Below are 12,698 nucleotides of genomic sequence, written 5' to 3' on the forward strand. Positions count from 1 at the left end.
TGGCCCCGGGATGCTCAACATCCAGCGTCACCTTGGTTGTGGCCATCGCTAATGGTGATAGCAATATTAAGGTGGCGAGCATAGGACGATACAAATGTTTTAGTTTCATTCAGTGTTTCTCCTGACTGGTACAGTTCCAGCATTCAGTAATAATTGTTTTACGCAAAGTACAGACAAACCTTCCCGGATGTAAGCACAATGTTAAATAACATAATAAGTGTGATAATAATATTTAACATTGGTCATTTTTTATAGTGCTAACATCAAGCGGATTACAACCTGATTGAATCCAGTGGCAGTAGCTAACATAAAACTATCAAGGGAAAATATGCGATTTAAATCATTAACTTATATCAGTTTTTTGTTAATAGCGATAACCGTCGGTACACCTTGTGCCTTCGCCCAACATAAGGTCACTCTGCACAAAGATGTTATCTGGGCGAAACCCAAGGGATTTCCGTTAACGGCTGATATTTATGTACCGGATAATAACGCTCAAAATATGCCAACCTTGATTATTTATCACGGCGGGGGCTGGCTGCTTAATACCAAAGAAATCATGTCAGATTTAGCTCATTACATTGCCGCCAACGCCAATATGGTAGTGGTAAACAGCAATTATCGAACCTTGGCCAGTCTGGATAACACCACTACAGCCAATGAAATTGTTGAAGATGCGATGGGCGCCGTACTGTGGGTTAAAGATAATATTCAACAATACAATGGTGATCCCAAGCGAATCGCGGTCACTGGCGACAGCGCTGGTGGTCATTTGGCCGCCATGGTGACGTTAGCCGGGCGCCAGCTGGAAAGCGACGGTTTCGCTGGCAATACATTAGGTTTTACGCCCAGCTATCTGCCTGCCAACAAAACAGCTGAACAAATCGCCGATGAAGATGGCGTTAAGGTACAGGCTGCCATTCTGAATTATGCCGCTTTTGATTTATATGCGTCAGCCAAAAATGGCTTTGAATCGGCCAGTAACCCGTTTTGGAAATGGGCTAATGCAACGCCAAGAGGCTTATTTGGCGCAAAAATAAACGTCGAGGATAATGCGGATTATTATCAGGCTGCGTCCCCCAATCATTATATTGTTACCCACAATACTTATGCCTTCCCCCCACAGTTTGTATTAGTAGGCCGCGACGACACACTAACCACACCACAATCGGCCCAGCATTATGTGGATACCCTTAAAAAAGCGGGTCAACCGGTAACCTTCAAAATCATTAACGACAGAACTCACGGCTTTCTGGACAGTGGCTGCCCAGCCTATTCAAGTGGCTGTTTTTCTGAGTTAGCTTTCCCGGCTGTTACTGACATGATTCATTTTTTAAATGAAACCTTCGCTCAGGCGCAAAATTAACAGGCTGGCATAATGCTATTAACCATGACTAAAACCTCACATCCACACTTTTACCCTGACCCAACTAGCTATTTACGACCTTCGGCATAGGAGAAATCAATGAAAAATTCTTTTTTACCCATCTCGCGAAGAACCTTTTTGCAAGGCACCATTGCATTGGCCGGCAGTCAGGTGTTACCCGTTTTCGGTATGGACGATAACAGCATCAAGGCAGTAATTGACCCGACCCACACTTTCCCCAACGTATCACCCTATATCTACGGTGGTTTTATCGAACACATTGGTAATTTAATCAATCATAGTTTATGGAGTGAAGTACTCGACGATCGGAAATTCTACTATGGGGTACTGGCACAGGCCGAAACCAAACCCACCGACAGACGTGCCGCAATGAGCTTTGTAAACAAGTGGACCGTAATCGGTGACATGTCGGCGATCTGTCTGGATACGGATCGTCCCTATGTCGGCGAGCATAGCCCGGTTATCCATCTTGATAGCAATAATTATCGAGGTATCGCCCAAAATGGCCTGGCACTAGCCGGAAATAAGGCCTATCAAGGTCGAATAGTACTGAACAGCAGTGACGTCAAAAAGGTATTCATTACCCTTATTTGGGGGGAAAGCAAGCAACAACGTCAAACGGTAACGGTGAAATCGTCAAAAGACTGGAATACGGTTAACTTCCAGTTTTCACCTGAAGCAGATACCACTTCTGGCCACTTGGAAATTGTTGCTAAAGGCGAAGGTACGTTGCGAGTTGGGGCGGTATCATTGATGCCTGCCGACAATGTTGGTGGATTTCGTGCCGATACTATTGCACTAATGCGAGAAATGGATTGCAAAATGCTGCGTATGCCCGGCGGTAACTTTATTTCCGCTTATGACTGGAAAAATACCGTCGGCGACCCGGATAAACGTCCACCCATTCTGGATCCGGTCTGGAAAGCCGTTCAACCTAACGACGTTGGCGTAGATGAACTGCTGCAAATGTGTCAACTCATTCAGTGCGAACCCTATTGGTGCGTCAATACGGGTTACGGTGAGCCACGCTCCGGTGCTGAATTGGTGGAGTATGTCAACGGCGACAAAAACACCGAATGGGGAGCAAAACGTGCGGCCAACGGACACACTGAACCGTATAAGGTTAAATACTGGAATATTGGTAATGAAATGTATGGACATTGGCAACGTGGGCATATGTCACGGGAACACTATGTCACCAAGCATAATTTATTTGCTGATGCGATGCGTGACGTCGATCCGTCAATTTATATCGTTGCGCCCGGTGGATTTGTGGACGAAATGACCACCGGTCAGGGCATTTTTATCGAAGGACAACCACAGGTTAAAGTGGGGTCGGATAGAGACTGGGCTTACGGCATGCTGGAAGGAAGCTGGGGCAAGTTTGATGCGCTGGCCACTCACGCCTACCCTCCGGAAGGCAAACGTTTCAACCTGGCAACCGGCAAATTATTTGACGTAGATATGACATTGCTGGAGTCGGTTCGTCAGCCACCGGACAGAGTTCGTACCATGGTTGATGCCTGGGAAGAATATAAAAAAGCATTTCCAGCTTTGGAAAAAGGCTCGGTCAAAGTATTTTTTGATGAATGGGCATACCATTTTCAGGATGATCTGAAAGGCGCACTCGCCATCGCGATGACCTTGCATGAATTCTATCGTCATACCGACTTTATCGATATGGCCGGTTATACCATGGCAACGGCCTGGATGGACTTTAATCGTACCCAGTCAATCATCAGTACCAAAGGCCGGGTTTTCCAATTGTTCAATAAACACTATGGGGTAACGCCTGTGGCGGTAAATGGCAATTCACCTCAACCGGCTCCCCAATACCCGATTGGAGGCGATCAACCCAAAGTCAATTCAGGGAGTGCTACCTATCCTCTGGATGTCTCGGCGTCGCTGAATGAATCTGGTGATACGCTGATCGTATCGGTGATTAACGCGACCCGCAGCACGCATGATCTGGATTTGAATTTGCAGCACTTTAATACCTCCAAACAGGGAACATGCTGGAAATTTACTGGCAAATCCGTTGATGCCAGAAATCAGCTCGGCAAGCCACCTGAAGTACTGACTACAGAGTCAAAATTTGACACGCAAGGCCCGTTGTCAATCGCGCCGCTGAGTGTGGAAATTTACCATTTTAGTGCCGCCTAGCATGAAAAACTATTTTTGCTGCACGGCAACTATTGTTGGCAAACTTGTATTGGCAGGACTTTACACGTCCTGCTTGCTACTTGCAGGGTTGCAGCCGTCTTTTGCCAACACCGGCGCTCAAAAGCTATGGTACGACAAGCCTGCTTCGCAGTGGGAGGAAGCGCTGCCGGTCGGTAACGGTCGGTTAGGCGCGATGATCTATGGTGGTGTTCCGAACGAAACTATTCAACTGAATGAGGATACCTTCTGGGCAGGCGGCCCACATAACAACTTAAATCTAAACGCGCAGGACGCGCTGCCCGAAATACGTCAACGACTCAATGCCGGCGATTATGTTTCTGCGTCACAACTGGCTGAAAAAAACATCACCAGTCAAGGGTCTCAAGGTATGCCCTACCAGTCCGCTGGCACACTGCAACTGGACTTTACCGGGCACCAGCACTATAGCCATTACTATCGTGAACTGGATCTTCAAAACGCGCTGGTCAAGGTTAGTTATCAGGTGGGAGAGGTCAGCTATAAACGAGAAATATTCAGTTCGTTAGTAGATAACGTCATCGTGATCCATCTCAGCGCCAGTAAGCCAAACGCACTCAATGTATCTTTATCCTTGTCACATCCCAATTCCATGCCGGTCAACATTGATGCGCGCAATGGCACATTGCTGATGCAAGGAACCTCCCCTGATCATGAAGGTATTAAAGGACAAGTAAAACTGGCCAATATTGCCAAGGTAATTAACAGTGACGGCAACATTACACAACAAGGCAATACACTTAACGTCTCATCAGCCTCGGAGATACTGATTGCCGTGTCTATTGCGACCAACTTCGTAAACTATGCCGATATCAGTGCCAATGCCCTGGAACGAGCGGAACACTATCTGCAAACGGCGCAACAGAGCTTAGCCACATCTGCTAACGCTTACCAATCGGCCAAACAGGCACACAGTCACGTCTACCAACAGTATTTTAATCGCGTATCACTGGATCTTGGCAGTAGCCCGTATGCCAATGAGCCTACTGATGTCCGCATTCGGGAATTTGCCAAACGGAATGATCCTGCGCTGGTCAGCCTGTATTTTCAGTTTGGTCGCTATTTACTCATTTCATCTTCACAGCCCGGTACTCAGGCGGCTAATTTACAGGGGATCTGGAATCCCCATTCGCTGCCTCCCTGGGACAGCAAATACACGCTCAATATCAATCTGGAAATGAACTACTGGCCATCAGAAACAACCCAACTGGCAGAACTGAACCAGCCTTTGGTGCAACTCATTACAGACCTGTCGGAAACCGGCAAGATGGCGGCCAGCAAAATGTATGGCGCAAGGGGTTGGATGGCTCATCATAATACCGATATATGGCGCATCAGCGGTGGAGTCGACTGGTCTTGGGGGGCATGGCCCACCAGCAATGCCTGGCTAGTAGAGCACCTGTGGCAAAAATATCTATTTTCAGGTGATAAAGCCTATTTAGCGCGTATTTATCCAATCATGAAAGGAGCCTGTGAGTTTTTTGAAGATTTTCTGATCACCGACCAGAAGACCGGCTGGCTAATAGTCTCCCCTTCCATGTCACCGGAAAACGCCGCCGGAATAACCGGCAAAAAGATAGCCGCCGGGGTCAGCTTGGATAATCAGTTACTGTTTGATTTATTCACCCACAGTATTAATGCTGCCAACATCTTGGGGCTGGATCAGCAATCAACACCAGTCTGGCAAAAACTGCTGGATAAACTGCCACCCATGCAAATAGGTCGATATCATCAATTGCAGGAATGGATGGACGACTGGGATGATCCGGCTGATCACCATCGTCACGTATCGCATCTGTATGGCTTGTATCCAAGCAACCAGATATCCCCTACCCGTACTCCGGATTTATTTAACGCGGCACGTGTGACAATGGAGCAGCGAGGTGATCCGTCAACCGGTTGGTCAATGAACTGGAAAATCAATTTATGGGCACGTTTACTTGACGGTAACCGCGCATTAAAACTGATCCGGGATCAAATTCAGCTGGTTACCACAAATTCAGGTGAGGCTGGCGGTACCTATGCCAATATGTTTGACGCTCATCCGCCTTTTCAAATTGACGGCAATTTCGGATTTACTGCCGGTGTGGCTGAAATGCTGATGCAGAGTCATGATGGCTATCTGCATCTTTTGCCCGCCCTGCCGCAAGCCTGGCCGCAAGGCAAGGTAACCGGTTTGGTGGCTCGAGGCGGATTTATCGTCGATATGCACTGGCAACAAAGTAAAGTGACCTATCTAAAAATCACCTCTCGTCTAGGCGGTAATCTGCGCATTGGCAGTTACGCCCCGTTGCCAAAAGCGCAAGGTATTACCACTAACAAGGCTCATGGCAATAACCCAAACCCTTTTTATCAATTGCCCACGCTTAAAACGCCGTTAAAACACACTAATCTGAATTTGCCCACCTTATCTTTGGCAAATTTATCGCTGATAGATGTTAGTACCCAGGCAGGGCAAAGTTATATCTGGGGTGAATAATCGACTGGCTTGTAGCATACAAACTCGCACTGCCTGCTAATACAGACAGTGCAATCCTTTGATGATCATCATTCTATAGGTGTCTTCAATCAAAGGTAGCTACTCGGATAACATTTTACTCAATGACGACATTTGTGCCCATAGCGACGCTATTGAGTGTCATGACTTATTCCAAGCCGGAGTTATTTTAATTTAATTAAATTGCATCACAAACCCGCCCGCCGCTTGGACGGAAACCGCTAACTTGCCAGTACTGACCGGGATTTGAGAAAATGAACGAGACTGCTTGCCATCGGTGATCAACACCCCTTCTTTTTGCCCCATAAAGCTTAAATCGAGATTTAGATGTTTGGCCTGTTGCTCGCCGTTAACACCTGCCACATACCAGGTATCGCCACTGCGCCGGGCGATAACTGCCAGTTTACCGGGGTATCCCTGAATAAAACGACTTTCATCCCATTGACCGGGTATGGTCTGCAAATACGATTTAACATAGTGCGGTACCCGTTCCATTTGTTCAGGCGTAGTGACCAGATGTTGGATACCGGAGATAAATAACACCGGTAACGCCAGTTGAAATCCGTTAGTGGTTTTGCGCTCGATGTTGGGAATATCACCCAGCACCATGGGGGTAAAATCCATTGGGTCAAACAGATTGCGGGTAAAGGGCAACATGGCGACATGGGTTGCTTCATTGTTGGCCACATTCTGCGAAAAAGTAATCATTTCAAAACCTTTAATCGCTTCGGCGGTCACAAAATTGGGAAAAGTTCGCTGGATCCCGCGGGGTAACGTGGCACCGTGGAAATTGACTAACAACTGATGGTCAGCCGCGTCTTTAAGAATATCCAGATAATACTGCATAACGGACGCCCCATCGCCGGGAAAGAAATCAATCTTTACTCCCTTAATACCGATTTTTTGCAGCTTGCTAAATTCCGCCACTCGCGACTGATGGGTTAATAGCACACTTTTGGGGCTAAATACCGTTTTGTTCCAGTCACCCGATGAGTTATACCAAAGCAACAGACCAACGTTTTTGGTCGCTGCATACTCCGCCAGCTCAGCGATTTTTTGATAGCCGATTTTCTGATCCCAGTCAGCATCCACCAGCACATAGGGCCAATGCATGTCAGCCGCATAATCAATAAACTGTTTTTGTACCGGGTAAACGGTGGCGTCATCTTTGAGTAATCCCCAACTCCATGCCGACATACCCGGTTGAATAAAATCAGTGTCGGCTAGCTGATTTGCTGGGGCCAGATCCGTACCCAAAGTCGAATTAGTTACGGTGGCTAAGTCACCCACCACCACCAATCGCCAAGGGGTCTGATAAGGCAAGCTAATCTGGGGTAAATGCTGGCCCGGCGTGACGGTTTCTGCCGGATCAGGGAAACGAATCCGGTACAATCCATCATCACTGTACTGGGCTAAGTTAGTGGCACTGTAGTGCCCGTCCATGCCTGTTTCGGACAAGGCTATCCAGGTATCCTTGTATTTAAACAAGGCTGGGAATACCCAACCAGCCTGAGTAGGTGATGGTGTTCCCACCGCAATATTCTGCAGGTAATCCTCTTCATAGGAAGGATTAGTGTTGCTCCAGCCTGTTTGCGCGTCGGCTTTAAATTGCAACCAGGCGCGAGTCGTGGGATAAAAATGAAAGCCGCTTAATTCTGCTGTAACGTTATATTTTGAAACAGACGAACCGCTAAGTTCATAGCGATACGCCAAACCGTCATCGGATAAACGCAATATAATCGTCAGACTTTGTTGGTCATTATTGACAAAATTCACCCTTAGTTGATTTGCCTGATAATCAATATTTCTTTGTTTGCCGGTCCACATCCGGTAATGGTCATCCACTTTTTCTACCGATGACATCGAGACAAACTTCAGCCCCTGCTTAAAACTGACTTTATCCAATTCAAGCCCCAACGGAGAAGGTTTTAAAATGGCCTGTTGATTAGAGAAAATCTGGTAACGCAACTGGCCACTCTCAGTTAAGCAAAGCGTGGCACGCAGGTGGGTATCCGGGCTGGCCAATTCTGTCTGCCAAGCAGCCTGCAGGCCAAATGACAGCATTAAACCGCAAAACAGTATGAGCTTTTGCATCGAAGTGTCCTTTATTTGAAAGGCAACCTGTCGCCATGGACAGGTTGCTGAATCAGGCGTTACGCCAAATCTTGCGCCGTGGTCAAAAAGCGATAGCTGATCCGGGTTTTATAGGTATCCCCCGGTAGTAATGTTGTAGAGGGGAAATTGTCATGATTGGGTGAGTCAGGATAGTGCTGAGGCTCTAAACAAAAGCCACTTCGATGTTCGAATGAACGACCTTTACCGCTCAGGCTACCATCTAAAAAGTTACCGGAATAAAATTGAACCGCCGGTTCCTCAGAATGTACTTCCAGAATGCGCCCTGTCGTTGGCTCAACCACTCTGGCCGCCAGTGACATTTCACCCTGTTTTTTATCCGGCAGTACAAAATTATGGTCGTAGCCTAAACCGTAAGCCAGTTGCTGATTATCGTCGTTAATCTGCTTACCTATCGCCTTTAATTGTCTGAAATCAAAAGGGGTATTAGTGACATCTGCCAGTTCACCTGTGGGGATCAAGCCTTTATCAACCGGGGTTATTTTAGCCGCATTCATCATTAGTTGATGATCGAGTATGGTGCCTTTGCCGGCCAGATTGAAATAGCTGTGCTGGGTTAAATTGATGATCGTTGGCTTATCCGTCGTGGCGCGATAACGGATATCCAACTCATCTTCATTGGTTAATTCATAAACCACTTCGGTTGTAAGCGTACCAGGATAACCTTGGTCACCGTCGGGACTAATCAGGCTCATCACCACACCGGCACTGTGTTCGGTCACAAATGGCGCCATATCCCAGGCTTTTTTATCAAAGCCCCGCGAGCCGCCATGCAGATGATTTTCACCATCATTGATATCCAACTGGTAGGTTTTACCCTGTAAACTGAATTTACCTTTGGCGATACGATTGCCATAACGGCCAATGAGCGCGCCAAAATAGGGACTGGATTTGACATAACTGTCGAGATCATCCAGACCTAACACGATGTCCTTAAACTGGCCATTTTTATCTGCGGTTAACAACCGGGTAATAATGCCACCATAGCCAATAATATCGACTTCGATACCATTACTATTGCGTAATTCAACCTGAGTAATTTCAGTGCCATCAGCTAAATATCCATAGTGACTCTGACGAGTACTGGGTAAGGTGTTCATATCTATATCCTAATTGAAATCATGCCCGCTGCACGGACGTTATGGGAGTCAGATTGACATTGTTTTTCGGGTGCCCCGATTGACTAGACGACGCGCTAGCAGACCAAAGCTGACTATTTGAATCAAACGCCAGAGTGGTTAACTGAATATCGTTTATGTCCTGAAATGAACTCAGCTGCCAATTTCCGTGGAGTTGAGTAGCCTGTAACTGCAGCAATTGTTGTCCCGTTTGTTCCACACACGCCAGCATTAAACCGCCGCGATACGAGCACATTACCGGACTCGTAACCCGAGCTGGCGCATTAGCGGTATACCCCTTCAGTGATGAGGACATCAATAACGCGGTGCGTTTACCTGAACGTTGTGTTTGTGGATGAAATGGCGTTACCGAAATCATCTCGCCATCGGATATCAGTGCATAGGTTTCACCATGCTGATTATCAAACAATGACAATTCAGTAGCGGCCGCAAGCGGTGCTGTACGTTGCAGTCGATATGGTCCATTAATCTGATCCGCTACCGCAACATAGCCTTGCATTGAAGAAGGTGAACTACCGCTACAGAAGGTAAGAAAAAATTGTTGTTGTGTTTGGTGTAAGCGCGGATTAGCCGGTTGTGTCTGCCCCAAAAGCAATTGACGTACCGTTTCATCAAGCTTTAACGACGCCGCACTGGCACTTAAACTGCCCGCAAATTGATGCAAAATAATATTTTCTGGCTGATTAGGATGGCGACTAACAAGGTGACGATCCAAACCATTAAACCAGACTACCGGTTGCCATTGCGAGTTATTCAAACGTTGATCAAAAAACAGTGATTCTGGCTGCACAGCTGATGTGGCCAGCGCGGTTGGTAACAAGCTCAGACAGGATGCACCAAGAGCGGTATTGAGCATAAAGCGTCTACGCTGTGAATTAATTGACTCGGTTGCATTTTGCGCAAGTATATTATTAATACGCGTACTACTGTTGGTACTCGTTTTCATGTTATTCACCGAATTAGAACAATTATTATACTTTTGTATTACAATTGCACTGGCGATCGCAAGTGCTAAATGCAAATAAGTTAAGGTAAAAGTAATAATTGTAAATAGATTACTTCAGGAGACGGGATAACCCTTCCATCTGTATCTGGCCGTTTTGTACCAAAATACAATCCATTCCAGCTCGGGTTGCCGCTTCAAAACCGATTTGGGTATCTTCAAACACCACACAGTGCTGTGGTTCTATGCCCATATTACGCGCTACTGTCAGGAAGGTTTCCGGATGAGGTTTGCCATGTGTCACATCTGTGGCGGTTACCAGCGTTTCGACCATGGATAATAGTCCGGTATCTTGCAGCATTTGTTCTGCATGCGGACGCTCAGCGCCAGTACCGATACCCATTTTAAGCTTGCCCTGATAGTGTTTAAGCACATTTACGGTTTCTTCAATAATGACGGGAGACTCACCCATCGCCAGCCAGAAATCTCGCTTATGTAACGCCACCTCATCGGGATCATGCTCTTTTTGATATTTGTCATTCAGAATTTCGACTGTTTTACGGGTCGGAATGCCCCCCAAACCATGCATATAATCAACATCAAACGGGTAATTAAAGGTCTCACAGGTTTGTTGCCAGGCGCGCAAATGCGATCCCATGGAATCAATCAAAGTCCCGTCCATATCAAATACGATCCCCTGATACTTACTAAGATCCAACATTCAGAAAAACTCCAAAACAAATAAAAACTGGAAATGCATCACAGGATAGCACTGTTGATTGATGACGGTATACAGCGACAACCTTTTACGGTTGCCGCTAAAGGCGCTATAGCCCTCGACTTAGATGATAATATGCTGCGTTTTGACGTAATTCATTTTTGAATGTACGGATGTTGGTATTTTCATCAATAACGACAGTTTCAACACCGGCCATTTCGGCGAAGTCCATCACCATATCCGTCGTTACCGCCTGACTATAAACATTATGGTGCGCTCCACCCGCATGGATCCATGCAGCTGCAGAAGTCGCTAGATTGGGCTTAGGTTCCCATAAGGCAGATGCTACCGGTAAATGTGGCAGATCAGCCGGAGGAGCAACCGTATCTACTTCAGCGATTAAAATTCTGAAACGGTTACCCATATCAATGGGCGATACGTTAATCGCTGGTCCCGGTGCCGCAGTAAATAACAGGCGCGCCACATCACATTTGACCCCGATAGTATGACGATGTACTTCCAGACTCGGTTTTTTAGCCGCAATCGACGGACAAATTTCCAGCATATGCGCGCCAAGTACCTGGTCAGCAGGCTCCTGAAGGTTATAGGTGTAGTCTTCCATAAAGGAACTACCGCCCTTGCGCCCCTGTCCCATCACTTTCATGATGCGCAGCATCGCTGATGTTTTCCAGTCACCTTCACCGCCATAACCGTAACCTTGTGACATTAAACGCTGGGTCGCTAAACCCGGTAATCCGGTCAGACCGTATAAATCTTCAAAGCAGTTGGTGAAAGCTTTAAAATTACCTTGCTCTAAAAACTGGCGCATACCCAGTTCCAGTTTGGCTTCATTAACCAGCATTTGGCGTAATGTACTGTCTTTGAGCGTTTCATCAGACACCACATAATCCTGGGTATACAAATCCAGTTGGGCTTTGGCATCGGCATCGGACACTTGATTAACCACTTCGACAAGCGCACCGACTCCAAACCCATGTACTTCGTAGCCGAACTGAATTTGCGCCGCTACTTTATCGCCTTCGGTTACCGCAACCTGGCGCATATTATCGCCAAAGCGCGCGACTTTAAGGGTTTGGCTTTCAGCCCAGCCTAACGCTGCACGACACCAGTCATCAATCTGGCTTTGCACTTCCGGTTTTTGCCAGTGCCCCACCACCACTTTGCGTTCGATACGCATACGGGTACCGATAAAGCCAAACTCACGACAACCATGAGCACTCTGGTGAGTATTCATGTAATTCATATCGATCTCTGACCAAGGCAGTTTGGCATTAAACTGGGTGTGCAAGTGCATGAACGGTTTACGCAATTCATTTAAGCCGGCAATCCACATCTTGGCGGGAGAAAAAGTGTGCATCCACAGAATCAATCCCACACAATTTTCATCCGAGTTTGCCTGCTGACAAACACGATGGATTTCCTGTGGACTTTTAACCGTAGGCTTACACACTATATTCAACGGAAACTGGGCGGATTGATTAAAGCCGGCAACAATTGCCTGGCTGTCATCTGCAACGGTAGCCAGTACCTTGGGTCCATACAGATCTTGTGATCCGGTAACAAACCAAACTTCTTTATTGGCGACTTTATTCATAAATTCCTCTTAAACTTTTGGTAGTAACGGCAATATTGTTATCACCTTTGCAATTTTTAACTAGTTC

At 46.7% G+C, this 12,698-nt stretch carries 8 protein-coding genes; 3 read left to right on the forward strand and 5 right to left on the reverse strand.

From position 1 onward, the window contains the following. The first annotated feature begins 328 nt into the window (after nucleotides 1–328). From ACTD55_RS01450 to ACTD55_RS01460, 3 genes are all read left to right on the forward strand, one after another. Nucleotides 329–1,366: an alpha/beta hydrolase gene (locus tag ACTD55_RS01450; protein WP_438862523.1), complete on the forward strand. Its 1,038-nt coding sequence runs from the start codon at nucleotides 329–331 to the stop codon at nucleotides 1,364–1,366. Nucleotides 1,367–1,465: 99 nt separating this feature from the next. Then, nucleotides 1,466–3,550 (forward strand): alpha-L-arabinofuranosidase C-terminal domain-containing protein, encoded by a 2,085-nt coding sequence (locus tag ACTD55_RS01455; protein ID WP_438862524.1) that lies wholly within the window; start codon nucleotides 1,466–1,468, stop codon nucleotides 3,548–3,550. Nucleotide 3,551: 1 nt separating this feature from the next. After that, entirely contained in the window at nucleotides 3,552–6,065 is a 2,514-nt protein-coding gene (locus ACTD55_RS01460; RefSeq protein ID WP_438862525.1) for a glycoside hydrolase family 95 protein, read from the forward strand. A 192-nt stretch (nucleotides 6,066–6,257) separates the two neighbouring features. Here the strand turns inward: ACTD55_RS01460 and ACTD55_RS01465 are convergent, their stop codons facing one another. The 5 genes from ACTD55_RS01465 to araA form a co-directional block, all read right to left on the reverse strand. Continuing rightward, the gene (locus tag ACTD55_RS01465; protein WP_438862526.1) at nucleotides 6,258–8,177 is read right to left on the reverse strand and encodes a glycoside hydrolase family 97 catalytic domain-containing protein; all 1,920 of its coding nucleotides are present in this window, start codon (nucleotides 8,175–8,177) and stop codon (nucleotides 6,258–6,260) included. A 59-nt stretch (nucleotides 8,178–8,236) separates the two neighbouring features. Then, nucleotides 8,237–9,316 (reverse strand): aldose epimerase family protein, encoded by a 1,080-nt coding sequence (locus ACTD55_RS01470; RefSeq protein WP_438862527.1) that lies wholly within the window; start codon nucleotides 9,314–9,316, stop codon nucleotides 8,237–8,239. Nucleotides 9,317–9,335: 19 nt separating this feature from the next. Continuing rightward, the gene (locus ACTD55_RS01475; RefSeq protein WP_438862528.1) at nucleotides 9,336–10,301 is read right to left on the reverse strand and encodes a hypothetical protein; all 966 of its coding nucleotides are present in this window, start codon (nucleotides 10,299–10,301) and stop codon (nucleotides 9,336–9,338) included. Nucleotides 10,302–10,410: 109 nt separating this feature from the next. Continuing rightward, complete coding sequence (locus ACTD55_RS01480) at nucleotides 10,411–11,019, reverse strand: HAD family hydrolase (RefSeq protein ID WP_438862529.1); 609 nt, start codon at nucleotides 11,017–11,019, stop codon at nucleotides 10,411–10,413. Between the two features lie 106 nt (nucleotides 11,020–11,125). Then, entirely contained in the window at nucleotides 11,126–12,631 is a 1,506-nt protein-coding gene (gene araA, locus ACTD55_RS01485; RefSeq protein ID WP_438862530.1) for an L-arabinose isomerase, read from the reverse strand. Nucleotides 12,632–12,698 lie beyond the last annotated feature (67 nt).

This window comes from Neptunicella sp. (genome assembly GCF_048268085.1).
In the GTDB taxonomy this organism is placed as follows: domain Bacteria; phylum Pseudomonadota; class Gammaproteobacteria; order Enterobacterales; family Alteromonadaceae; genus Neptunicella.